Source organism: Labrys methylaminiphilus subsp. lupini (assembly GCF_051161885.1).
In the GTDB taxonomy this organism is placed as follows: domain Bacteria; phylum Pseudomonadota; class Alphaproteobacteria; order Rhizobiales; family Labraceae; genus Labrys.
Genome location: NZ_JBMDIH010000001.1, coordinates 3,195,261 through 3,215,282, shown reverse-complemented (window position 1 = coordinate 3,215,282; position 20,022 = coordinate 3,195,261). Strand labels below are relative to the sequence as shown.

Genomic DNA, 20,022 nt, shown 5'->3' with positions numbered 1-20,022 from the left:
CCTAACTGTTGGCTGATTTGTACGCGGGTCTTGGCTGATCATGTCCACCTGTCCGTGCTGTATTGAGGTCAGCACGGAGGACAACGGAGGCATGGCGGAAACGATTGGAGCGCTTAGCTGGCGGGTTTTGCAGACGGCGAAGCGAGCGCGAAGAGATAGGGAAAGGACGAGCAGCGTTGGGACGCCGCTCGCCAAGTCTCAGGACACCAGACAGGTTCGAACCGAACCAGCCCATGTCGGGAGTGAGCCCGACGCCGTACGCCACAAGGGCGAATTTGAAAGGACGGGCGGTGCCATGGGGATGGCGACCGCCCGCCAAGGTTTGTCGAGCGTCAACAGCGGGGGAGGCCGGAGCATCGACGATCCGGGGGAGGACAGCCCGGAGCGGGGAAGCCGCAAGCACGGCAAATGACGGTGGGGCAACTCGCATGCCCCTTCCGGCTGGCGCCCGGATGCCTGCGCAACGCTCCTCGCGACCCGCAAGCATCTCGCTACCTGTGCCGGCTAGGGCTGCTTGGCCTTGCGGAGCTGCAGCCGAGTATGCCTCGTCGCCCGTGCTTAGATCACGGTTAGAGGGGCTCTCATGGATGGGTGTATTGGCGCCGCTCATGATTTCAGCCATATCGCGAAGCCGATGATAAGGCCGCAGAACACGATGCCGAGCGCTGCCAGAATGAAGACGAAGGCGCGAGCCGTGCCCATCGACATGTCGTCATAGTCAAAGTCGGCGCGGTCAGGGCCGGGGTCGTCTGGAATGAAGCCTTTGGGGATAGGGTCTCTACGCATCTGCCGGCTCCCTGAGGACGCGACCAATGGCGCATGCCATGAGAACGGAGGCGGGGAGGTAGAGTATCGCGAGGCCAATAATCACGCTGCTGCCTCCGAGTTGTGAGGAGGTGTGAAGAAAAAGGCGTCTCGCCACTTAAGGCGGCGGCGCTTGGCTTCGTCCCGTATCATCGCGAGTTGATCGCGTGTTGGCTCCAGAGCGCCGGTCTCCCAGCGGGAGACGGTTGCCTGGCTGGTTCTCGCTAACTCAGCCATTTGGGTCTGAGTGATGCGCAAAACCTCTTTACGGATGTGAAGCATGGGGGTCATGCTTCTTACGTATACGCATATGAATTCAAAATGCAAGGGTTTAATGCGTTTACGAATTGGACCATTTTCATTCGGTCGCGTATCACGCTGAGATGGATGTGAGAGAAGCGCTGCTCAAAATCATGGATATGAAGGGGTGGAAGCAGGATGAGCTTGCCCGCCAGCTGGGCGTTTCTCAGCCTTCGATATCTAGGTGGATGAAGGGCGCTGATCCTCGTGGTGCAGCGCGTGATAAAATTCGCGAGATTCTAAATGGGGATCGTATTACGATTGGCTCGACCGTAGGCGAAGACGTCGCGGTAAGGAGTGTGCCAGTCATGGGGCAGGTAGGGGCAGGCGTTTGGTTCGACGAGGGAGAAGTCGATGAATCTGTATATAGCGATATCCCGGTAATACCCGGGCGCTATGCAGCAATTCAGCAATCGGCTTATCGGGTTACTGGAGATTCCGTCGACAAGCTGGGCATCTCGGACGGCTCTTATGTCATCACAATAGAATATTGGATGGTGAGGGCCGCCATCCAAGATGGCGATGTAGTGGTGGTTGAAAAGCGCGAGGGCGGCAAGATCGAGAGAACCGTTAAGGTCGTCGTTGTGACGCCAACGGATTTTCGCCTTGAAGCCAGATCAAACAATCCCAAGTGGGATGGGGTCGCTATCGTCATCCCTCGGAAGGCCGCTGACTTCGCCGATGATCGAGAAATTGTGATCGTCGGCCTGGTTATCGGGGATTATCGGGTAAGGGCCTGATTCGAATTAAAATTTGCTTTTAACGCTACACAACGGCGCTCCTAAAGAGGGGCGCCGTCATATTCGCATATTCGAAAACATTCAGAAGCGTATTTTTTTGTTTGCAGTGACATTCAAATGCGTATATGGATATCCCCATCAACTCAGCACCACCGATGGGGACAAGACGATGTCCAACCAGTTCAATTTCACCGCCGCCGATTTCAGCGCTGCGTCTTCGATCAAGAGTGAAGCGGTGCGTCGTCTGGTGCTGGATCGCCTGAACGAAGCAAACGGCCTGCTGATCCGCTATGCCAGCGACCGTTTCCTGAGGCTTGAGATCAATCTCTCGCTCTGGGCCGATTTCGTCCACCGCTCTCCTGTCAGCACCAGCTACGGCAAGCTGACCGAGGCTGACCTTCCTTCGATCTTTTCCGCAATCGCCATCATCGAGCCGATCACCGCAGCCATTCGCGGCGAGACGGCGCGCGCGCAGAAAGCAGCCTGACATGCGCTATTTCGCATTAGTCCTGAGCGACCCAGACGACTGGGCTTACGACGATGTTTCTCGGATCTGCTTTTCGTTCAGTTCCTTGGTGTGGTGCTGAACATGAGCGCTCTCGCCTCCAGCATGGCAACCGCCATCCGCAGTTCAGGACTTCCCCTCTCTGATCTGGGCGGCCTGATCTTCCATCTTCAGAGCCTTCTCCGATCTGACGGCAGCCGCCAGTTCAGCACTCGCGAGATCGCGGCAAACATTGATTTCGCCATCACGATTGCTCGCCGGCGAGATGGGGTTTTGGGGCTGGTGGCATGAGCACCTACGACCTTCACAAGCAGATGGAGGCGGCGAAGGCTCTCAAGGGAAATCTTGCCGATATCCTGGCAAAAGACCCTGAGTTCCTGCCTGAGGCCATCGAGGCTGAGACCAGCCTATTCGAAGCGCTCAACGCCCTAGTGGCATCGGTGCGCGAAGATGAGGCTTTGGCCGATGGTGTTGACCGTCTGGCGGCTCGCCTGAAGGCGCGCAAGGAAGCGCTAGAACGCCGTGCTGAAACCAAGCGCGCTCTGATCGCATCCGCTCTGGAGATTGCCGGCATCACGTCTCACGAGGCGCCAGCCGGCACTGTCTCCCTCAAGGTCACGCCCCCCAAGGTGATCATCACCGAAGAGGCCGACATTCCGAGCAAATTCTTCACGTCTCCAGATCCGGTCATCAGTCGGAAGGCGATTGGCGAAGCCCTCAAGTTCCGCGCGGCCGCGCTCTCCGCTGCCGCCGATATCGAAGACGAAGACGAGCGCGACACAGCTCGCGCCCAAGTCGAACGAGATTTCCCGCCGGTTCCCGGCGCCACCCTTTCAAACGGCGGCATCACCGTCGCTATCCGAGGCTGACATGAGCAACGTCACTGTACTGAACCGGCCCACGGCCATGGTGCCCAGCGTTGATGATCCGAAGATGCTGGCGCTCATCCGCCGTACCGTTGCGGCCGACACGAATGATGATGAATTTACAATTTTCATCAACATGGCTCGCGCCCTGCGTCTCGATCCTTTGCGCCGGCAGATCTACGCCATGGTGTTCAGCAAGAAGGACGCTGAAAAGCGCCGTATGTCGCTGATCGTCGGCATCGACGGCTTCCGCACCATTGCGGAGCGCACCGGGAACTATCGCCCCGACGAGGATGAGCCGACCTATGAATTCAACGAGACGGTGAGGGGACCGCTAAACCCCACTGGCCTGATCAAGGCAACGGTCCGTGTCTACAAATTCTCTCATGGCGAGTGGCACAAGATCACCGCATCCGCCTATTGGGAGGAATATGCCCCGATCAAGGATGAGTGGGTAAATCGCGAGAAGACCGGCAAGCAGATCCTCGATATCTCCGGCCAGTGGGGCAAGATGCCTCGTGTCATGCTGGCCAAGGTCGCCGAAGCACTCGCACTTCGCAAGGGCTGGCCTGACGACTTCTCCAGTGTCTACTCCGAAGAGGAGATGGACCGCTCGCGGTTGATCGACGTTACTCCGATTGAGGCCATTCAGCAGCATGAGATTGCTGAGCGTCAGGCCAAGATCGGCGGGCCGGCCATCACCATCGATTGGATGGATGGAAACGCTCTTGATGCTGTCCCGGTAGGCCAGTTTGCCGAGCGGGCTATCGATTGGATCGGAAAGGCCGACCCAGTCGAAACCGCCGCATGGGCTGACCGCAACCGGCATTCCCTTCGTGAGTTCTGGGCCGCCAACAAGACCGACGCCAACGAAATCAAGAAGCGCTTGGAAGCTGCCCGCAGCAAAGCGGACGTGCTGACTGGCGAAGTTCTGAACGCGGGGTGAACCATGTCACGCGCTCTCATCACTCTCAACTATCCGATTGACCGGGCACGTGCCGCAGATCTCATCCGCAAAGCGCCAGAAGGAACCCGCGTAGAGTTCAAGGGCTCACAGCGCTCCCTCGATCAGAACAATGTCATGTGGGGGATGCTGACGGATATCGCCCGCCAGAAGACCCACAACGGCCGGCGCTACACCGCCGATCAGTGGAAGGTGATCTTCATGCACGCTTGCGGGCGTGAGGTGCAGTTCATCCCGTCTCTCGACAATTCGACCTTCATTCCCTGGGGCCAGTCATCGTCTGACCTGTCCAAGGCTGAAATGGTCGACCTGATCGAATTTCTAATGGCCTGGGGCGCGCAGAACGGCGTCGAATATTCCAAGCCTCCAGGCGGGAGGGTTGCAGCATGAGCAAGCGCGTAAGTGCTAGCCCAGAAGAGCGCGCTCGTCGCATCAAACGAGTAGTGAAAGCCGGCTTCGATTATGTCCAGTTCAGCGAGCACCATTTCCGGTTTGAAGGTGTTGTTGATTTCTGGCCTTCCTCTGACCATTGGAATGCGCTTGCAACCAAAGAGACGGGGTACTCGACAGCTAGCCTAATCGCTTATCTCAAGAAGCGTTTCCCCGAACTGGTGGAGACTGCGGCATGAGCAGGCGCGAATTCTCCAAGCAGGTCAGGCAGGACGCTCTCAAGCGTTCCGGCATGTTCTGCGAAGCAGTCGGCTCCTTCTACGGCCTGCCGGATGGCAAACGCTGCGATGCGCCGCTCGGCTACGGCGTACAGTTCGATCATGTCATAGCCGACGGCCTTGGCGGCGAGCCTACGCTCGATAACTGCGCCGCCGTCTGCATGTCTTGCCATCGCTGGAAGACGTCACGCCGTGACACTCCGCTCGTGGCCAAGGTCAAGCGTGTTCGTGATCGCCATCTCGGCATTCGCCAGCGCGCAAGCTCTTGGCCAACCAGCCGAGACAAGCCCTTCAAATCCAAAATCGGTGGCGGAGTTGTGCCCAGATGACCTCAGACCTCACCCACCCCGACCTTGAGAAAGACGCAGAGCTACGGGCTTTGGCGAAAGGGGAAGATATGACCAAATTTGCAAAGCTCTCTGAAATCAAGGTCGGGTCAAGGCTTGTCGCCGATGGCGGTTTCGACTGCATTGAGCAGGGCACTATCCTTATCGTTTGCGACAGCGGTGATGGTCTCTATGTCCCTTGCGCCTGTGGCGAGCACTATCTTGAGGGGCAGCTTGATTTCGACGACGACGATACGCTGATTGGCCTCTCCGCCTTCGACCGCGCCATCGCGGCAGCGGAGGGCGAACGATGAGCAAGACCGAAACCGGCGGGGCTATTGCGGCCCTTGAGCATCAGATTACCAATAACATGAGCGGTGGTGAGACAAATAACAACGAACCGTTCGAAGATACCCGTCGCAAGATCGCAGACCGTAAAACCATGGCTAAGCAGCTTGTAGCGTGCAGCAGTTCAATCCGGTTCCATAAAGATAATGGTCATACCGCCCTTGTTGGACCAGATCTTTCGACCGGGCGCAGCCGGCTTACATATTTCGATGATAAAGGGCCAATTTGCCATGTCGAGTATAATACGCTGACGGATGCTATTGAGGCCGCGCTCTCTGAAAATTATCGGCCAGGATACTACACCGTTGATTCTGCAATCCGCGCCAGAGGAGGCACCAATGCCGAATGAGACCGGCGGGGCGTTTCCCGCGTGGCAGCCGATAGCGACGGCGCCGAAGGATGGAACGCAGATACTCGCTATCGTTCATCCATACGGCTACCCGAATGACACTAGCTTCGAGATCATTTTCTACTACCCGAGCAAGTTCTTTTGGAGCAGCCAGGGCTACGGCGATCCAGACATTGATTGGGGAATGCCAACCCACTGGCTCCCCCTCCCACCCGCACCCGGCAAGGGAGGCGATAGCGATGTCTGAGTTGAAGCTCCCCCTTGGCGTCGCCCAGGCGCTGAATTTGTTGGTGACCGAATGCATCGATGCCGGAGTGCACGGTCGGTTCGCTGCTGCGAACGCAGCTAGGCAAGCCCTGGATAAGGAGCTTTTTGCCTGGAACACCCGCGCCTACGAGCCCGACCAGGCCAGGATTGCGGAGCTGACCGAGGCGTTGCGCGCTCTGATCGAAGTCGCCAGCCGCAACATTTATCCGAAGCCTGACGTCGGACCGGAGCACCCTTGGTCGGTGCTGGAGCGCGCCCGCGCCGCCCTGGAGAAGCGCCATGCAGATTGATAGCGGAATGCGAGTTTTCTACTGCGAAATCAAGGACGACGCTGCTTGGCAGAAGCTGCAAGTCGAGCAGGAAAAGGAAGGCTACCGGGTAGCAGCGATCAGCAATACCGGGCTTCACGGCACTGGGCAGGTACGGGTGACATTCATCCCGGCCAGCGAGTTCAAGGACGCCGAGGGGAATGGCCATGATTGATCGGGAAGCTCGTCAAGCGGCTATTGAGGCTGCAGCCGTTGCAGCCTGTGCAGCACAAGACCCGCTAAGGTCCATTGAGCGCATCACAGATAAGGCGCTCACCGCCTACCTCACCGCCCTCGCCAGCCAGGAAGGCGCGCAGGCGGGGGAGGCCGACGGGCCCAAAGACTTGCCTGAGGCGATGATGAATGCCGGATACGAGGTGATCCAGTCCAAGGCCGTTCACCTGATAATGGCTGGCTTCTGTCTGGGGCACGCTGCTGAAATCTACGAGGCAATGGAACGTGTACGCATCACGCACACCCCACCCGCCCCCTCAGCGCAGGCGGGGGAGGTAGTGGCTTGGCAGTGGCATGAAGGCGCGCCGCAAAAGCCCTGGTCCGAAGAATGGTTCATTGCCGCGACGACCTATGGCGACCGCGTGGTGCTCCGGGCATTGCCGGAAGAATACGCCTACGATTTCAGAACGGCGGACGATACTTACATCAAAGCCGACAAAATCAAGCGATGGATGCAGTTCCCCGATAGCGAATACATCGCCCCGCCCGACGATGCAGTGCGCGCGGCAAAGCCAGAAGACGCGTGGCCTCACGCCGTGGCTTGGGCGGTATCACGGTGGAATGCTGAAGTAGCCAACCGGCCGCTCGTAAACGTGCATCGCCGCAGCCTAGATGACGCATGGCGGCAAGTTATCCGCCACTTCGGTGGCGATCCAGAAGCACTCTGCGGCGCTGCCCATGACGAATTGCTCGCCGCTAAACCCATTGTCCAAGCCGGGCCAGAGAAACACGATTGCGCCCCCGACGATGCAGTGCGGGCGGTGGAGGCTGAGCGGGAGGCGTGTGCTCAGATAGTTCAAGGCGCGGAAACCTCATCTTGGTCATGCGGCTTCTCTGAGCCTTCACCGATCAAGCGAATGCTGGTTGAGCGTGATCTTGAAATCGCAGCCCAAATCCGCGCCCGCAAAGGCGGTGCGGCATGAATACATTGGCAAAAATACAGATCCGGCACGCTCCTCTATCAAATCGGATAGTTGTGGCGCGCTTCGGCAAAGATCCGTGCGTTGCCCTAGATACACGCGATGCCATGAGCGAGTTTTGGCAAGCGCTCGTGTCTTTTGGTTTCAACATGAAGATCCCTGAAAAGGGTCAGGCCTGCGAAATCAATTTCGGCGGCGGAGATGAGCAATACGAACTCGTGCTTCGGCGGGTGAAATCATGACCACGCTCTACCCGCCCACCAACGGCACCGCGCCCAACACCTTCCGCGACAACGTCGTGATCTGGGCTCTCATGCCTTTTGCGGTGGCGCTGGTGTGCTTCGCTCTGGCGATGCTCTTTGTCGAGGCTGAGATGCCGAGGAGGGGAGCATGATCAAGCGCTCAGATTTCCCTGTAGCTATGAACGGACGGCTCATCCCCGCCAGGTCGCGCAGATCCTGCCCAAAATGTAGGTGCCGGACCCTGATGCTTATTGAGACAATGGAAGCGCATACTTCGTGGGAGGTCATGGACGGCCTTCTGAACCGGGAAGACGGCATCCACGAGTTTGGATCATACGTGCATGTCGATGCCCGATGCCGAGGGTGTGGCCATAACTGGCGGCTCAAGAACGCGATTCAAATTACAGACGTCGTGACCGATTTGGATCCGCAAACATTTCAGCCGATACAGGAGCCATCAGCATGACCACCACAAAGGAAGCTGCCGGGCTCGTGGCAAAACTGCGCGTGCCGAAGGTTAAGAACCGCCGCTATTACGACCAGGCCGCCTTTGGTCGGACGTACAAGGAAGGCGACAGAGACTTCACGCAGAACAACATGGCAGCCTGCGTGTGGTTCCTGAAGAACCGCGACAAGATAACCACCCTCCTCGCCCAGATGGAGGGGCTACGGCGGGAAAGGGATGCGGCGCGGGCCGGGATAGCGGAGGCGGTGAAGGTCTGCGAGCCATTCAAGAATGGAGCAGACAGGTACGACGAGACCAAAGACCCATTCGATGACGAAGATTGGGCCATCACTATGCTTGGCCACCTCCGCGCCGCCCGCGCCTTCGTGGAGAAACACAAATGACCGAGATCAAGATCGGCCAGATTTGGCGCGAGGTAGACCCGCGCTATCCAAATTTGCCGCAGAAAGTCGTTCTCGGATTTGAGAACGGCAAGGTGGTTCTGGCGACAGCCGGCATTTTCACCCGGAAGACGAAAGCTCAGCCCGAGCGCTTCAACGGCAAGCGCGGTGGCTACCAACTCATCAAGGACGTGCCATGACCCGTACAGACCTTCTCGACCTGGCCGAGCGCGTGGAAGCCGGGAGTGGCGCCGATGACAATCTTGACCGTGATGTTGCCCTTGCTACGGGCCTCGTGGAAGTGCCGCATCCATTCCCCGATCCGGACCGGATATACAGCGAGTATCGGCGCCGCAATCCGGATGGAAGTCATAGCACCGGATCGTTCTATGTCATGATTAACCGCGTTTCTTCCTCCCTCGATGCCGTCGAAGCGCTGCGCGAACGCTTGCTGCCGGGGAGCGTGATCACTGTGAAAGCTGTGACAGATTATGTCACATGCAGCGTCAGTTACGCCGGGCGCTGGTCGTCGATACCCGCGCGCAGGGCAGAAGGCGCCGCCCCCACCGAGCCAAGAGCCAGATTGGCCGCGCTTCTGCGAGCCTATGCCGAGACGGTGGGAGGGTGAGATGTGGCTGCCAGACGCAATGGAACAAGCTATGTCATCAACGGACAGGGAACTTGTAGAGCGAGCCTCCAGCCACACAGGCAAAGCAGATTTTAATGAGGTGCTCTGCGACTGCATCCAACTGGCACACCGCTTCTCCGAAGCCCGCGCCGAGGCTCGTGCGGCAGCGCTTGAGGAGGCGGCGAGGGTGGCGGAGACCTTCTTCACCAATCCCCACGCAACAGATCTCTCAGCGCGGGCACTTACGGCGGTGACCGCCCGTATCCGCGCCCTGGTCGAGGAATCCCCATGATTACGGAAAAGATGATCGAGGCGGGGGCTAGGGCGCTATATGCCGTCCAATGGCCAGGCTATGATTTAGAGCGCCAGTCAGATGCGACCAAAAATCTTTACCGGAAATGTGCCACCGCCGCCCTCGAAGCGTCCGAGCGGGCTGCGTGGAGGCCTATCGAGGCGGCGACCCGCGAACCCAACCGACAATGGCTTGCGTCCTCGCGCGAATGGCAATGCCCCGCCGTCATTCAATGGGTGGAGTACGACGCTGAAGCCGCCGAGGAATTGGGCGAGCCTGGATACTGGGCCTATGTCGAGAGCCTGATCGGCGATGCGGCCGGCGCCGCTGATGAGGCGGAACTCGTCCGCCCCCTTCCATCACCACCGGAAGCCCCGAAGGGGGAGGAGTGAGAGATGGTTAGCTCCAGGCAAAGCATTCGTGACCTGCTGTCCGAAGGACTGGACCTGTGTGTCCGCGCTCGAAACATGGATGCTATCGACCGGCGTAACAATACGCTCGCAATTTCGAAAGATGCGGAGGAGTGGTTGTCGTCGGGCGCATTCGATCGCCATGTTGAACGGCACAACGCCAAGAACCCCGACGCGCCAATTTCAACCAGATCCGGCACCATCGCCCTGTGGGTTCAAGAGCAGTACGATACTGATCTGGCCGACTGGGAACGCCGCGCGCGCCGCGCTTTGATGGAAGGGCGTGAAGAATGACCCCGCACCCTCCTCCTTCTCGCGCTCATGGCGGGGTGAGATGACAGCCATTCTCGAAGACCGCCCGCTCGATCTCAAGGAAGCCTGCCAGGCGCTGCGATGCGGCCGGCGCTGGCTCCTTGACTGGCTGCACGCCAACCCCGACTATTGCTATCGCATCGGGAGATCGTACCGTTTCACCACGCAAGACATCATAGCTATCAGAGACGCCCTTAAATGCCGCTCAAGCTCTTCAAAGGCCGGCACGGATCACCGAACTTCTACATGCGCGGAACCGTCCGCGGCATCCGCGTTGACGAAAGCACTGGCACTGGCAGCCGCACAAAAGCGGAAGAAGTTCGGGCCAAGCGGGAAAGCGAACTCCTTGAGCAAAGCATCCACGGTCGTCGCGCTGTCGCGACGTTCGCCAGCGCCGCGTTGAGTTACATGCAGATCGGTGGAGATGGCCGCTATCTGACGCCCCTAATCGAGCACTTCGGAAATACTAAGTTGGCTCATATCGATCAGGCGGCGATTGACCGGGCAGCGCGCATCATCAAACCAAAGGCCGCGCCAAGCACGATCAATCGGCAAATCCACACGCCGATATCGACCGTACTTAAGCATGCCAATATGCGCGGCTGGTGCGACCTGAAACAGATCGAGCGCCCCAAGCAGCCAAAGGGGAAAACTCGCTGGCTGACCGTGGACGAGGCGCAACGCCTGATCAGGGAATGTTCGGAGCACATTGCCCCGCTGGTTGTCTTCCTGCTCTACACAGGCGCCCGACTATCGGAGGGGCTCTATCTCAATTGGAAGCAGGTGGATCTTGAGCGCGCCCATGTGATTTTCCTCAACACCAAGAACGGAGAAGACCGCGGCGTGCCGCTCCACCCGAATGCTATCGCCGCGCTGGCGAACCTCCCGCATCGGGTTGGTGCTGTGTTCCGTAAGCCGGATGGCCGGCCATATCCGCGTAACCTGGACGGAGGCGGCCAGATCAAGACGGCATTCCAAGGAGCGTGCCGCCGAGCAAAACTCAGTGGAGTATCACCGCATACTCTGCGCCACACATGGGCGACATGGTACTATCAGGAGCACCGGGACTTGGCTCGCCTGATGGAGCTTGGAGGCTGGAAATCCCTGGCCATGGTTCAGCGCTATGCCCACGTGAATTCGTCGCACAATGCCGCCTCCGTCAATGCCCTTCCGACGCTAGACTTGGGCATAAAGACGGGGAGCGGGAAAATCAGTAGCTCAAATTGGCGAGCGAAAACAAAGAGGTTATCATGACACCGCACTCTACCTTGCCAAGGTTGGGGTCGAGGGTTCGAATCCCTTCTCCCGCTCCAGTGGACCCTTCGGGGAAACAACAAAAAAGCGGTCCTTCGGGGCCGCTTTTTGCTTTTGGAGCCAATGGCTGGCCAGTTGTTCAGTGACTTCCTACTTCTTGCCGCCCATCAGGGCGATGAAGTCGGCGGCCTTGTTCTTTTCGTACATGGAGCCTGTGGTGATGTCGAAGCCGGGCTTGATTCCGCCGGCCTGCATCGCGGCGAGCGAGAGGGCGAGATAGCTCTGGGCCTGAGGGTCCTGCCAGGCCGCCGCCATCACATAGCCGTCCTGCACCTCGTTGGCGGTATCGAGCGAATTGCCCCAGCCGACCACCGGAATCGCGCCCGGCTTCACGCCGACCTGGTCGAACACGCGCTTGATGCTGCCGGAGACGAGGTCGCCGAGGGGGAGAATCGCCTTGATCTTGCTGCGGTTGGCCGTGAGGTAGTCGCTCATGCGGGAGATGATATCGGCCTGATCGAGCGTGGCGTCGGTGATCTCCCAGCGGATATTCAGCGGCTTGAACACGCTGGCGATGCCCTTTTCCTGGTCGGCGCCATAGGTCGCGCCCGGCACTTCCACCGGCATCCAGACGAAATCGCCAGATTTCACCAGTCCCTTGTCGACGAGGTAGCGAGCATGGTCGGCGCCGGCCTTGACATTGTCCCCGCCCACGAAGGTGGAAAAGCGCACGGTCTTGTCGTCGGAGTTGAAGGCGATCACCGGGATCTTCTTGGCATTGGCCTCCTCGACCGGCTGCACCAGGCTGCCGGCCGCGGGGCTCGCCGTGACGATGCCGTCGGCGCCCGCTGCGATGGCGGCGCGGATGGCCTCCTGCTGCGAGGCGACGTCGCCATTGTGGAAGGAGGTGTTGACCTTGTTGCCGGTGTCCCTGGCCCATTGCTCGGCGCCGGCCAGGAAATAGGTCCAGACGGGGTCGGCGGCCGAGCCGTGCGAGATCCAGTAGAATGTCTTGGAGGCCGCCTCGGCCGGAGACGGGGCAGACGAGAACGCTATGCACAGCGCGGCGCCGGCGCCGAGCCCCCAGCGCATCATCCGTCCGGCCAGAACTTTCAGTCGCATCATTTCCTCCCGATGTGATTGTTCGTTGTTGTGATGATGCCGGCACCAGTCTGAAAGACCGGTAAGCTCATCCACGACGAAGCATCCTACATCGGCGGGCACTGCCAGATGCCGCAGATTCCACCATTCTTGTGCCGGCAGGTTTTTCGATCGCCCGAGGCCGCCTGGGATCGAGCCTTCTTCAGCAGATCGAGGGCGGCGCGATCGCCTGGCCCTGGCCTGCACGGGGCCGTGTCAGGGTCCGATCTGCCGGGCCTTGGCGAAGGCTTCGGCTTGCCGTTCCGCCTCTTCACGCTCTGCCACCAGACGCTCGGCCCGCCTTTCGCGCCGCCAGGCGATCAGGCTGTTGATGGTGAGGGCGGCGAAGCCGAGCGTATAGACCGCGGCGACGAAGGCGCTGAACCAGGCATTGTTGTCGCCGGTCCGCAAAGCGCGCTGGAGTTCGATATAGGTGGCGATGCCGTAGATCAGCACCACCAGCATGATGAAGTTCTGCACCCGAGCGCCGAAGCGCCGGAGGATGAGATGCAGGCACAGATAGAAGAACGGCATCACCACGGCATTGGCGATGATGCGGCCAATCGGATGGAAGATCGAGGGCAGCATCTCGCCGAGCCAGCGCGCGCCGAAAAACGGGACGGCCAGGAGCACGGCATAGAGCAGGCCGAGGCCGATCCAATCCAGCAGGCGGTTGGAAAATGCCGGTCTCGTCGGTTCTGCCGTCATGATCCCGTTCCGTGGACTGTACCCGCTCCGGATTTAAGCACATTCCGGAGCGAGGGACAGAGGAAACAGGGTCGCTGCGATCAGGCCGCGCCAGCTTCGCGAATGACGCGGCCGAGCCGCTCGATGCCCTGGTCGATCGCAGCGTCATTGGCCAGCGAGAAGCTCAGCCTGATCGTGTTGGCGCCCGAGCCGTCGGCGTGGAAGGCCTGGCCCGGCACGAAGGCGATGCGGGCGGTCTCGATGGCGCGGGCCAGGAGGCGGGCGCCGTCCATGCCGTCGGGCACCGTCACCCACACGAACATGCCGCCTTCGGGGCGCGACCAGCGCACGCCCTCAGGCATGTGGCGTTCGAGGGCCGCCAGCATGCGGTCGCGCCGATGGCGATAGGCGCCGCGGATCTTCTCGACCTGGGCGGGGAAGGCATGTTCTGCCACATGGTGCATCGCCATCTGGTTGATGGTGGGGCTGTGCAGGTCGGAAGCCTGTTTCATCAGCACCAGCTTCTTGATTACACCGGCTGCGGCGCAGATCCAGCCCATGCGCAGGCCCGGCGCCAGCGTCTTGGAGAAGCTGCCGCAGGAGATGGTACGGGTGGCGTCGATATGGCCCTCGCGGGCAATGTCGAGCGCCAGGATCGACGGCACATCGGCTCCGTCATAGCGCAGGGATTGATAGGCCGTGTCCTCGATCACCACGATGTCGAGTTCGCGGGCGAGATCGAGCACGCGTTCGCGCCCGGCCCGGTCCAGCGTCTCGCCGGTCGGATTGGCGAAATCCGGCGTCAGATAGGCGAATTTCACCCGCCCGCCGGCCTTCGCGGCGGCGTCGGCATAGGCGGAAGGGGTCATGTTGCCCTCCACCGGCGCCAGCCTGTCATAGCGCGGCTCATAGGCGTTGAAGGCCTGCAGAGCGCCGAGGTAGGTCGGCCAGGTGACAAGGGCGGTATCGCCGGGCGAGATGAGCAGCTTGCCGAGATAATCGAGCGCCTGCTGAGAACCGGAGGTGATGAGGATGTTGTCCGGCCCACAGGTAACACCGATACGCTGCATCTGCCTGACCACCCAGTCGCGCAAGGGCGGGAAGCCCTCGCTGGTGGAATATTGCAGTGCCGCGCCTGCGCTGGCATCGCCGAGCACGCTGGCATAGGCCGTCCGGAAGGCCTCGCTCGGAAACAGGGCGGGGTCGGGAATGCCGCCGGCGAAGGAAATGATGTCCGGCTGTTCCAGCAGTTTCAAAAGTTCGCGGATTTCCGAGGCACGCATCCGTCCCGCCCGCGTGGCGAAGATCGCTTCCCAGTCCAAGATCCTGTTCTCCTGACAAACGGCAGCAAGACGCATGCCGCCACACAACCACGGCATCGCCTCCAATTGGAAAAAGCCTGCCCGTTTTCAGGGCGCGATGCTCATGTTGCGTGCAGCATCCTCCTTGGGAAAAAATATGTCAACAATGCTGACATATTTTTTCACTTGTTGCACGAGGCAGGCCGGCACCATGCGTGAGGGAGGCGGTCGATCACCTACCAGATCCGTCGAATGGGTTTCTGTCGGGATCATGGGTCAGTTTCAGATTTCGGGCCGGCCGAATCGCGGCATGGAAAGGCTGTACTGGTACTATTATCCTTGTTTTACTGGCGCGATAACACTAGTTGGCGCTGAAAACAACATTAAGAGGACATTGCATGTCGCGCGAATTCATGATTTTATCTTAATTCTGCGAATTAAGTTGGAGGGAATCTGATGATTGATCCAATTTCTTCTTCGTTCTATCTCTCTATTTTTGACAATTCGATAGAAATATTTAAAGAAAATAAAGTATCTGATGATATGGAGATGGTCGATAGAGTCGATCTTATCTCGAGCATCTTGGAGAATAGGGAGTCGTCGACAGGCCTATTGCCTGAGGAAACGGCCACTCTTCTTCATCTTATACGCCGCAATCCGGATCAGAAACTTCGTGCAATGGTTGTGGAGGCGGCCCGCAGGCAACGCCAGAGAACCTTCGGCCAGAGCGTGGCGACAATGGTGCCGATCGAGGTGACGTCCTTTTGCGCGAGCACCTGCCGTTTCTGTGGCTGGCGCGCCGACAACAAGGAAATGGTGCGCCTTTCCATCACCGAAACAGCCATCCGCGAGCAGGCACGCATTCTGGCGCGCAAGGGCTTCTCCCATTTCGAAATCGCGGGCGGCGATGACCTGACCCTGCTGCAGCAGCATCTCAAGGGACTGGTGCGCGGCCTCAAGGAAGAAACTTCGGCCGTCAATCCGGAGGCGCGCGTCTCGGTCTGCCTTGTGCCGATGCATGAGCAGCACTATCGCGATCTCAGACAGGAGGGGCTCGATTGCGTGCTGACCTGGCAGGAGACCTATGACCGCGAACTCTACGGCTATCATATTCCGAGCGGACCGAAAGCCTGGGGTGTCGACGAACAATTGCGCCTGCAGAAAAAGACGGACGAGCCCGTCGGCTTCCTGCATCGGCTGCGCTCCCAGGAATTGGCCATACGTGCCGGCCTGCAGGCCGGGCTCGGGGCGATGATCGGCCTGTCGAAGGTCACCGAGGCCGATATCCTCTCCGTCGTCCTGCATGGCCGCCGGCTGATCGAGCATTATGGCGACGCGGTCGAGCCCTTGATCATCGGCATGCCGGCTTGGAATCCGATCCTGACGCAGGCGAGCGACAACCGGCCCGCCAGCGAGTTTGATTTCGACACACAGGGCAATTTCGAACTGATCGCCGCCATCTATCTGCTGGCCTTCCCCGATCGGATGGCCTGGGTCTTCGCCAATGGACGGGTGCCGCCGGATATCCAGACCGATTGCGTCGAGACGGCGTGCTGCTTCACCTCGACCCTGGTCCAGATCTCGCCGGGCGCCTATCTCGATTTCAAGCAGGCGCAACTCGACACCATGTTCGAACGGGTCCGCGGCGTTGCCGAGGCGACGCCGACCTTCGAGGAGGTGATGTCGGGCGAGCAGTTCATGCATTATTTCGCCAGCCACGAGGAGTTCGTGGCCGGCTTCGAGGCGCGCAACCTGCATGTCGTCTCCGATCGGAGCTATTTGCGGCGGGCCGATTGGGCAGTGGCCGCGGAATGAACCATGCTTTGCCGGCAGCGCAAGGCCGATCGCCTGGATCTCCGCAAGCGGGGCCCGATCGACGAGCGGGCCCTGTGGACGGAGCTTCGACCCGTGCGCTGGCTGGCCGAGGCCGAACGCCCTGAAACACCGGTCCTGGAGATCGTCTCCGTCTGCAAGTCGGAGGTGCCGGGACTGGTGAGCAATCACGGCCATGCTTTCGTTCGGCTCGTGGATGAAGAGGGCGGTGTTCGCCCTATCGGCTTCTTTCCTGATGAGAGCACCGGTATCGAGCCGGATGATTTCCCTGGCCTGCGCATGCCCGGCATGCTGCTGCTGCCGGACAAATATGACCGTGTCGCCTGGAACCCGCTGATCACGCGCGTCATCCTGTCCCGGCCGGCCTTCGCGGGCATCTGCGCCAGCATCGAGGCGCTCCAGCGCGGCAAGGGCGAGGGTGAACTCAGCTTCGATCTGCTCGACCAGAGCTGCGTGGGTTTCGTCGTCCGCATCGCGCGCCTGGCTCGGATCCGGGTCGAGGCGGAAGTGCTGCTGACCGATTTCGCCGACGGGACAGAAGTGGACGCCGGCCCGACCTGGCGCCGACATCTCGGCCGTCTTCTGCCGAGGCCGCTCTACCGCCTCCTGTTCAATCTGGCGCTTTGCACCCATGGCGGCTTCTGCACCGTGTCCCGGCAATGGGACAAGGTTGGTGACGAGCCGGTACTGCGGGCAATCAGGGGCATAAGGCCGGTGTTTACGCGCTGGCGCGACATCTGGTCCCGCCACGTTCCGTTCTACCATGTGCGCGCCCTCAGGGAGTGGCAGCGCAAGGTCGAACGCGAGGGCCTTGAGCCCTACCGCCTCGCCGAGGCCTGATCGCCGGATCTGAGGAAGCGCAGGGAAAGGCCGGCCCACCAAAGCGGGCCGATGATGACGCCACCGAGGCCTGCGGCGACATCGACGATCAGCATCTGCTGGTTGGCGCGTGCGATGAAGGCGACGACATAGAGCAGGCCGCCGGCCATGCCGAGCAGGGCCAGGACCTTGGGGATCGTGCCGAGCCGCCAGCCCAGAGCACCGAACAGCAGGAGGCTTACGCCACTCAGGAAGAAGATCAGCCAGCCTTGCGGATCGAGGACGAGTGAGAAGGAGGTGATCGACTGCCTCACGGCATCCGTACCTGCTGCGAAGGCCTGGGCGCGCTGGGCCTCGCCGCCGAGCAGGCGGACATAGCTGATGGCGGTGACACCGAAGCCGAGCTGGCCGAGCGAGGCTGCGAGCCGGGCGAGGCCGCTCGCCGGGCCTATCAGGCGCTGCACTTCGCTCATGGCGCAGAAAGCGGTGAGACCGGCCAGGGCGAAGGCCATCAGGAAGGCCTGGCGCCCGAACGGCGCCCCTGCCAGCGCATTCCAGTACTCCAGCGTGCCGGTCTTGAATTGCGAGGTCGGATCGAGAAAGAAGGTGGCGCCGGTCGCCGCATAGCTGAGGGCGCAGATGAGGCACACGATGCTGGCGGTTCTATTCATCCGAGTGCCCCTGTTCGATTGTTACCGCCATCGGCCATCAGGTTTCGAACAGTTTGAGGATGGCGCCTTGCGGCATCAGTCGCATGATGGTGTTGCGCAGTGTGGCCGTCACCGGCGTCTGCCATTGCCGCATCTTGCCTATCTTGCGCGAGCGCGCGACGAGGGGCGAGGTGCGCGCCAGCCCGATACCCTGGTAGGTCGACAAGGCCGCCGAAAGCTCCGAGCCGGCTTTGATGCAGTGCACCAGGGCCAGGGCGTCCTCGATGGCCTGGCAGGCGCCCTGGCCGAGATCGGGCGTCATCGGGTGAGCGGCATCGCCGAGCAAAGCGAGGGCACCGTCGGTCCAGCGGGGGAGCGGCAGGGTGTCATAGACGCCGGTTCGCACCAGATCCTCCGGATCGGTCGCGCCGATCACGCTATGGGCGAGGGGCGGCCAGTCCGCGAAATGCGCCAGGGCCTCGGCCTTGTGCGCGGGATGGATGGCAGGCTTGTCGTGCACGGCGCTGTTCAGCGTGCCGTACCAATAGACATAGTCGTCGCGGATCCAGAATACGCCGAAGCGGCTGCCGCGGCCGAAGAACTCGCGGTAGCGGCCCTTCGGGAAGGTGCCGGCAGGCAGTTTGGCGACGCCGCGCCAGGTCATCCAGCCGACATAGCGCAGCGGCGAGAAGCCGATCATGGCATCGCGCAGGAAGGATCGCACGCCGTCGGCCGCCACCACCAGGGGAGCGCGACGTGCCGAACCGTCCTCGAAGGTCAGGCTAGCGCCCTCGGCCTGACGCTGATAGCCGACGCAGCGGCTGCCCGTATGGATCCTCGCTGGATCGAGCGGACGCAGCAACTCGGCATAGAGGTCGACCCGGCGCAGGCAGAGCAGAGGCAGGCCGCTACGCTCGCGCACCGGCGTCAGCGGGATGGTTTTCAATGGTCTTTGCCGCCAGTCATAGATCTCGCCCAACTCCAGCGGGTCGGCCAAGGTCTGGACGCCGCGGTCGAGGCCGAGCCGACCGAGCGCCCTGAGCGCGTTGGGCCACAATGTCAGGCCGGTGCCGCCCATTCCGATGTGTGGCGACCGCTCGTGAATCTCCCAGCTCATTCCCGCCTGCGTCAAGGCGTTGGCGACGGCCAGTCCACCTATGCCCCCGCCGATGATGATGACTTCGGGAAATCCCGACATGTTTGTATGATCCGTTCGAACCGGGTGTCCGCAGGCCTGAACGGGGTTGATTGTCGTATGGGCGCGGGCGGCTGTAAAACGGAAAAAGGGGTGGTGATGAACTCTCGACATGATGACGGCGGAGCCATTCGGTGAGTGTCGAAGCTTTCGTCAAGCTGTTCCTGCTGGTCTTTCCGCTGATGTTCAGCCCCGGGCCGACGAATTTCCTCTGCGCGGCGGCGGGAGGCCGCCACGGCCTGATGCGATCGGTGCCGATGATCCTCGGCATGGACCTGATGGTGTTCCTGCCCGCTTTCCTGGTTGGCCTGGGTGTCACCGGCTTCCTGGTCAACTATCCCGGTCTGCTCACGATGGTGCAGGTCGTCGGGGCACTGGTCGTTCTCTATATCGCCTTCGAGATGGCACGGGGTTCGGCACTCAGCGCGTCGACGGCCACCGACGCATCGCCGATGGGGTTTGGGGGTGGCATGCTGGTACAGGGCCTGAACGTGAAGGGGTTGACGCTCCTGCTCATCATCTACGCCCAGTTCCAATTGCCCGATAAAGACCTGGTCGCCAATGCCCTGATCATCGCCGTCGCCCTCACCATCCTCAGTCTGGTCTCGCATTTCGTCTGGGCACTCGGCGCGATGTGGCTGGCCCGGCGCTTCTCCTCGCCCCGGGCCTTGCGCATCCAGGGCTTTGCCTACGCCTTCATGCTGGCGCTGGTCGCTGTCTGGATGTTGGCCTCGGCCCTGACGGGGGTGGGTTCGTGAAGGCAGTTGCTCGCCTCATTTGTAAGGGTGAGGGGTGGCGCGGCCTTCGTGGTAAA

33 protein-coding genes, 1 tRNA gene and 1 pseudogene are annotated in these 20,022 nt (G+C 60.7%); 27 read left to right on the top strand and 8 right to left on the bottom strand.

Going from position 1 to position 20,022, the window contains the following annotated elements; translation table 11 throughout:
- Positions 1-606: 606 nt before the first annotated feature.
- Both ACN6KF_RS15115 and ACN6KF_RS15110 read right to left on the bottom strand, forming a co-directional pair.
- The gene (locus ACN6KF_RS15115; RefSeq protein ID WP_434957620.1) at positions 607-786 is read right to left on the bottom strand and encodes a hypothetical protein; all 180 of its coding nucleotides are present in this window, start codon (positions 784-786) and stop codon (positions 607-609) included.
- Positions 787-867: 81 nt separating this feature from the next.
- Complete coding sequence (locus tag ACN6KF_RS15110; RefSeq protein ID WP_434959683.1) at positions 868-1,086, bottom strand: helix-turn-helix domain-containing protein; 219 nt, start codon at positions 1,084-1,086, stop codon at positions 868-870.
- Positions 1,087-1,193: 107 nt separating this feature from the next.
- Between ACN6KF_RS15110 and ACN6KF_RS15105 the strand changes: the two genes are divergently transcribed.
- The 22 genes from ACN6KF_RS15105 to ACN6KF_RS15000 all read left to right on the top strand — a co-directional run bounded on the left by ACN6KF_RS15105 (position 1,194) and on the right by ACN6KF_RS15000 (position 10,311).
- A complete protein-coding gene (locus tag ACN6KF_RS15105) occupies positions 1,194-1,844 on the top strand; it encodes a LexA family protein (protein WP_434957619.1) in 651 nt (216 codons plus the stop codon).
- A gap of 13 nt (positions 1,845-1,857) precedes the next feature.
- On the top strand, positions 1,858-2,331 hold the full coding sequence (locus tag ACN6KF_RS15100; RefSeq protein ID WP_434957618.1) for a hypothetical protein: 474 nt from the start codon (positions 1,858-1,860) through the stop codon (positions 2,329-2,331).
- A 102-nt stretch (positions 2,332-2,433) separates the two neighbouring features.
- Entirely contained in the window at positions 2,434-2,640 is a 207-nt protein-coding gene (locus tag ACN6KF_RS15095; protein WP_434957617.1) for a hypothetical protein, read from the top strand.
- A complete protein-coding gene (locus ACN6KF_RS15090) occupies positions 2,637-3,218 on the top strand; it encodes a siphovirus Gp157 family protein (RefSeq protein ID WP_434957616.1) in 582 nt (193 codons plus the stop codon). Before ACN6KF_RS15095 ends, ACN6KF_RS15090 begins: the two co-directional genes overlap by 4 nt.
- A gap of 1 nt (position 3,219) precedes the next feature.
- A complete protein-coding gene (bet, locus tag ACN6KF_RS15085; protein WP_434957615.1) occupies positions 3,220-4,161 on the top strand; it encodes a phage recombination protein Bet in 942 nt (313 codons plus the stop codon).
- A gap of 3 nt (positions 4,162-4,164) precedes the next feature.
- Complete coding sequence (locus ACN6KF_RS15080; protein ID WP_434957614.1) at positions 4,165-4,569, top strand: recombination protein NinB; 405 nt, start codon at positions 4,165-4,167, stop codon at positions 4,567-4,569.
- Positions 4,566-4,808 carry a hypothetical protein gene (locus ACN6KF_RS15075; RefSeq protein ID WP_434957613.1) on the top strand — a complete coding sequence of 81 codons (243 nt, stop codon included), beginning with the start codon at positions 4,566-4,568 and terminating at the stop codon, positions 4,806-4,808. Before ACN6KF_RS15080 ends, ACN6KF_RS15075 begins: the two co-directional genes overlap by 4 nt.
- The gene (locus ACN6KF_RS15070; protein ID WP_434957612.1) at positions 4,805-5,176 is read left to right on the top strand and encodes an HNH endonuclease; all 372 of its coding nucleotides are present in this window, start codon (positions 4,805-4,807) and stop codon (positions 5,174-5,176) included. The genes ACN6KF_RS15075 and ACN6KF_RS15070 overlap by 4 nt, the downstream gene beginning before the upstream one ends.
- On the top strand, positions 5,173-5,487 hold the full coding sequence (locus tag ACN6KF_RS15065) for a hypothetical protein (RefSeq protein WP_434957611.1): 315 nt from the start codon (positions 5,173-5,175) through the stop codon (positions 5,485-5,487). Before ACN6KF_RS15070 ends, ACN6KF_RS15065 begins: the two co-directional genes overlap by 4 nt.
- A complete protein-coding gene (locus ACN6KF_RS15060) occupies positions 5,484-5,870 on the top strand; it encodes a hypothetical protein (RefSeq protein ID WP_434957610.1) in 387 nt (128 codons plus the stop codon). Before ACN6KF_RS15065 ends, ACN6KF_RS15060 begins: the two co-directional genes overlap by 4 nt.
- On the top strand, positions 5,860-6,117 hold the full coding sequence (locus ACN6KF_RS15055; RefSeq protein ID WP_434957609.1) for a hypothetical protein: 258 nt from the start codon (positions 5,860-5,862) through the stop codon (positions 6,115-6,117). Before ACN6KF_RS15060 ends, ACN6KF_RS15055 begins: the two co-directional genes overlap by 11 nt.
- Positions 6,110-6,427, top strand: coding sequence for a hypothetical protein (locus tag ACN6KF_RS15050; protein ID WP_434957608.1), 318 nt, complete (start codon positions 6,110-6,112; stop codon positions 6,425-6,427). The genes ACN6KF_RS15055 and ACN6KF_RS15050 overlap by 8 nt, the downstream gene beginning before the upstream one ends.
- Positions 6,417-6,620, top strand: a complete 204-nt coding sequence (locus ACN6KF_RS15045) for a hypothetical protein (RefSeq protein WP_434957607.1) — start codon at positions 6,417-6,419, stop codon at positions 6,618-6,620. Before ACN6KF_RS15050 ends, ACN6KF_RS15045 begins: the two co-directional genes overlap by 11 nt.
- Complete coding sequence (locus ACN6KF_RS15040) at positions 6,607-7,602, top strand: hypothetical protein (RefSeq protein WP_434957606.1); 996 nt, start codon at positions 6,607-6,609, stop codon at positions 7,600-7,602. Before ACN6KF_RS15045 ends, ACN6KF_RS15040 begins: the two co-directional genes overlap by 14 nt.
- Entirely contained in the window at positions 7,599-7,841 is a 243-nt protein-coding gene (locus ACN6KF_RS15035; RefSeq protein ID WP_434957605.1) for a hypothetical protein, read from the top strand. The genes ACN6KF_RS15040 and ACN6KF_RS15035 overlap by 4 nt, the downstream gene beginning before the upstream one ends.
- Positions 7,838-7,993: a hypothetical protein gene (locus ACN6KF_RS15030; protein WP_434957604.1), complete on the top strand. Its 156-nt coding sequence runs from the start codon at positions 7,838-7,840 to the stop codon at positions 7,991-7,993. Before ACN6KF_RS15035 ends, ACN6KF_RS15030 begins: the two co-directional genes overlap by 4 nt.
- 310 nt (positions 7,994-8,303) lie before the next feature.
- On the top strand, positions 8,304-8,690 hold the full coding sequence (locus tag ACN6KF_RS15025) for a hypothetical protein (RefSeq protein WP_434957603.1): 387 nt from the start codon (positions 8,304-8,306) through the stop codon (positions 8,688-8,690).
- Positions 8,687-8,887 carry a hypothetical protein gene (locus ACN6KF_RS15020; RefSeq protein ID WP_434957602.1) on the top strand — a complete coding sequence of 67 codons (201 nt, stop codon included), beginning with the start codon at positions 8,687-8,689 and terminating at the stop codon, positions 8,885-8,887. Before ACN6KF_RS15025 ends, ACN6KF_RS15020 begins: the two co-directional genes overlap by 4 nt.
- Entirely contained in the window at positions 8,884-9,315 is a 432-nt protein-coding gene (locus tag ACN6KF_RS15015; RefSeq protein WP_434956221.1) for a hypothetical protein, read from the top strand. Before ACN6KF_RS15020 ends, ACN6KF_RS15015 begins: the two co-directional genes overlap by 4 nt.
- 100 nt (positions 9,316-9,415) lie before the next feature.
- Entirely contained in the window at positions 9,416-9,607 is a 192-nt protein-coding gene (locus tag ACN6KF_RS15010; RefSeq protein ID WP_434956220.1) for a hypothetical protein, read from the top strand.
- Complete coding sequence (locus ACN6KF_RS15005; protein ID WP_434956219.1) at positions 9,604-9,999, top strand: hypothetical protein; 396 nt, start codon at positions 9,604-9,606, stop codon at positions 9,997-9,999. Before ACN6KF_RS15010 ends, ACN6KF_RS15005 begins: the two co-directional genes overlap by 4 nt.
- 3 nt (positions 10,000-10,002) lie before the next feature.
- Positions 10,003-10,311 (top strand): hypothetical protein, encoded by a 309-nt coding sequence (locus ACN6KF_RS15000; RefSeq protein ID WP_434956218.1) that lies wholly within the window; start codon positions 10,003-10,005, stop codon positions 10,309-10,311.
- A gap of 462 nt (positions 10,312-10,773) precedes the next feature.
- On the opposite strand, the gene ACN6KF_RS14995 is transcribed toward ACN6KF_RS15000, so the two are convergent.
- Positions 10,774-11,037: a hypothetical protein gene (locus tag ACN6KF_RS14995; RefSeq protein WP_434957601.1), complete on the bottom strand. Its 264-nt coding sequence runs from the start codon at positions 11,035-11,037 to the stop codon at positions 10,774-10,776.
- On the opposite strand from ACN6KF_RS14995, the pseudogene ACN6KF_RS14990 reads away from it, so the two are divergent.
- Positions 10,924-11,412: pseudogene (locus tag ACN6KF_RS14990) on the top strand (site-specific integrase); the annotation flags it as partial. The gene ACN6KF_RS14995 and the pseudogene ACN6KF_RS14990 sit on opposite strands and share 114 nt — an antisense overlap.
- Positions 11,413-11,530: 118 nt before the next feature.
- Positions 11,531-11,642 (top strand) — tRNA-Gly (locus ACN6KF_RS14985).
- 91 nt (positions 11,643-11,733) lie between these two features.
- Here ACN6KF_RS14985 and ACN6KF_RS14980 read toward each other — a convergent pair.
- The 3 genes from ACN6KF_RS14980 to ACN6KF_RS14970 all read right to left on the bottom strand — a co-directional run bounded on the left by ACN6KF_RS14980 (position 11,734) and on the right by ACN6KF_RS14970 (position 14,735).
- A complete protein-coding gene (locus ACN6KF_RS14980; protein WP_434959682.1) occupies positions 11,734-12,675 on the bottom strand; it encodes a substrate-binding domain-containing protein in 942 nt (313 codons plus the stop codon).
- 264 nt (positions 12,676-12,939) lie between these two features.
- Entirely contained in the window at positions 12,940-13,431 is a 492-nt protein-coding gene (locus ACN6KF_RS14975) for a hypothetical protein (protein ID WP_434957600.1), read from the bottom strand.
- An 80-nt stretch (positions 13,432-13,511) separates the two neighbouring features.
- On the bottom strand, positions 13,512-14,735 hold the full coding sequence (locus ACN6KF_RS14970) for an aminotransferase-like domain-containing protein (protein ID WP_434959681.1): 1,224 nt from the start codon (positions 14,733-14,735) through the stop codon (positions 13,512-13,514).
- 654 nt (positions 14,736-15,389) lie between these two features.
- Between ACN6KF_RS14970 and ACN6KF_RS14965 the strand changes: the two genes are divergently transcribed.
- Positions 15,390-16,526, top strand: a complete 1,137-nt coding sequence (locus ACN6KF_RS14965) for a radical SAM protein (protein WP_434957599.1) — start codon at positions 15,390-15,392, stop codon at positions 16,524-16,526.
- A 3-nt stretch (positions 16,527-16,529) separates the two neighbouring features.
- Entirely contained in the window at positions 16,530-17,384 is an 855-nt protein-coding gene (locus ACN6KF_RS14960; protein ID WP_434957598.1) for a hypothetical protein, read from the top strand.
- Here ACN6KF_RS14960 and ACN6KF_RS14955 read toward each other — a convergent pair.
- Entirely contained in the window at positions 17,363-18,034 is a 672-nt protein-coding gene (locus tag ACN6KF_RS14955; protein ID WP_434957597.1) for a DUF4386 family protein, read from the bottom strand. The two genes, ACN6KF_RS14960 and ACN6KF_RS14955, sit on opposite strands and share 22 nt — an antisense overlap.
- A gap of 37 nt (positions 18,035-18,071) precedes the next feature.
- Positions 18,072-19,211, bottom strand: a complete 1,140-nt coding sequence (locus ACN6KF_RS14950; RefSeq protein WP_434957596.1) for an FAD-dependent monooxygenase — start codon at positions 19,209-19,211, stop codon at positions 18,072-18,074.
- A 131-nt stretch (positions 19,212-19,342) separates the two neighbouring features.
- On the opposite strand from ACN6KF_RS14950, the gene ACN6KF_RS14945 reads away from it, so the two are divergent.
- On the top strand, positions 19,343-19,966 hold the full coding sequence (locus ACN6KF_RS14945; RefSeq protein ID WP_434957595.1) for a LysE family translocator: 624 nt from the start codon (positions 19,343-19,345) through the stop codon (positions 19,964-19,966).
- The last annotated feature ends 56 nt before the right edge of the window (positions 19,967-20,022 follow it).

Bases quoted from the DNA above. Each gene is read 5' to 3' on its own strand.
- ACN6KF_RS15115 (WP_434957620.1), bottom strand. From the start codon at position 786: ATGCGTAGAGACCCTATCCCCAAAGGCTTCATTCCAGACGACCCCGGC.
- ACN6KF_RS15110 (WP_434959683.1), bottom strand. From the start codon at position 1,086: ATGCTTCACATCCGTAAAGAGGTTTTGCGCATCACTCAGACCCAAATG.
- ACN6KF_RS15095 (WP_434957617.1), top strand. From the start codon at position 2,434: ATGAGCGCTCTCGCCTCCAGCATGGCAACCGCCATCCGCAGTTCAGGA.
- ACN6KF_RS15090 (WP_434957616.1), top strand. From the start codon at position 2,637: ATGAGCACCTACGACCTTCACAAGCAGATGGAGGCGGCGAAGGCTCTC.
- bet (WP_434957615.1), top strand. From the start codon at position 3,220: ATGAGCAACGTCACTGTACTGAACCGGCCCACGGCCATGGTGCCCAGC.
- ACN6KF_RS15080 (WP_434957614.1), top strand. From the start codon at position 4,165: ATGTCACGCGCTCTCATCACTCTCAACTATCCGATTGACCGGGCACGT.
- ACN6KF_RS15075 (WP_434957613.1), top strand. From the start codon at position 4,566: ATGAGCAAGCGCGTAAGTGCTAGCCCAGAAGAGCGCGCTCGTCGCATC.
- ACN6KF_RS15070 (WP_434957612.1), top strand. From the start codon at position 4,805: ATGAGCAGGCGCGAATTCTCCAAGCAGGTCAGGCAGGACGCTCTCAAG.
- ACN6KF_RS15065 (WP_434957611.1), top strand. From the start codon at position 5,173: ATGACCTCAGACCTCACCCACCCCGACCTTGAGAAAGACGCAGAGCTA.
- ACN6KF_RS15060 (WP_434957610.1), top strand. From the start codon at position 5,484: ATGAGCAAGACCGAAACCGGCGGGGCTATTGCGGCCCTTGAGCATCAG.
- ACN6KF_RS15055 (WP_434957609.1), top strand. From the start codon at position 5,860: ATGCCGAATGAGACCGGCGGGGCGTTTCCCGCGTGGCAGCCGATAGCG.
- ACN6KF_RS15050 (WP_434957608.1), top strand. From the start codon at position 6,110: ATGTCTGAGTTGAAGCTCCCCCTTGGCGTCGCCCAGGCGCTGAATTTG.
- ACN6KF_RS15045 (WP_434957607.1), top strand. From the start codon at position 6,417: ATGCAGATTGATAGCGGAATGCGAGTTTTCTACTGCGAAATCAAGGAC.
- ACN6KF_RS15040 (WP_434957606.1), top strand. From the start codon at position 6,607: ATGGCCATGATTGATCGGGAAGCTCGTCAAGCGGCTATTGAGGCTGCA.
- ACN6KF_RS15035 (WP_434957605.1), top strand. From the start codon at position 7,599: ATGAATACATTGGCAAAAATACAGATCCGGCACGCTCCTCTATCAAAT.
- ACN6KF_RS15030 (WP_434957604.1), top strand. From the start codon at position 7,838: ATGACCACGCTCTACCCGCCCACCAACGGCACCGCGCCCAACACCTTC.
- ACN6KF_RS15025 (WP_434957603.1), top strand. From the start codon at position 8,304: ATGACCACCACAAAGGAAGCTGCCGGGCTCGTGGCAAAACTGCGCGTG.
- ACN6KF_RS15020 (WP_434957602.1), top strand. From the start codon at position 8,687: ATGACCGAGATCAAGATCGGCCAGATTTGGCGCGAGGTAGACCCGCGC.
- ACN6KF_RS15015 (WP_434956221.1), top strand. From the start codon at position 8,884: ATGACCCGTACAGACCTTCTCGACCTGGCCGAGCGCGTGGAAGCCGGG.
- ACN6KF_RS15005 (WP_434956219.1), top strand. From the start codon at position 9,604: ATGATTACGGAAAAGATGATCGAGGCGGGGGCTAGGGCGCTATATGCC.
- ACN6KF_RS15000 (WP_434956218.1), top strand. From the start codon at position 10,003: ATGGTTAGCTCCAGGCAAAGCATTCGTGACCTGCTGTCCGAAGGACTG.
- ACN6KF_RS14980 (WP_434959682.1), bottom strand. From the start codon at position 12,675: ATGCGCTGGGGGCTCGGCGCCGGCGCCGCGCTGTGCATAGCGTTCTCG.
- ACN6KF_RS14975 (WP_434957600.1), bottom strand. From the start codon at position 13,431: ATGACGGCAGAACCGACGAGACCGGCATTTTCCAACCGCCTGCTGGAT.
- ACN6KF_RS14965 (WP_434957599.1), top strand. From the start codon at position 15,390: ATGGTTGTGGAGGCGGCCCGCAGGCAACGCCAGAGAACCTTCGGCCAG.
- ACN6KF_RS14960 (WP_434957598.1), top strand. From the start codon at position 16,530: ATGCTTTGCCGGCAGCGCAAGGCCGATCGCCTGGATCTCCGCAAGCGG.
- ACN6KF_RS14955 (WP_434957597.1), bottom strand. From the start codon at position 18,034: ATGAATAGAACCGCCAGCATCGTGTGCCTCATCTGCGCCCTCAGCTAT.
- ACN6KF_RS14950 (WP_434957596.1), bottom strand. From the start codon at position 19,211: ATGTCGGGATTTCCCGAAGTCATCATCATCGGCGGGGGCATAGGTGGA.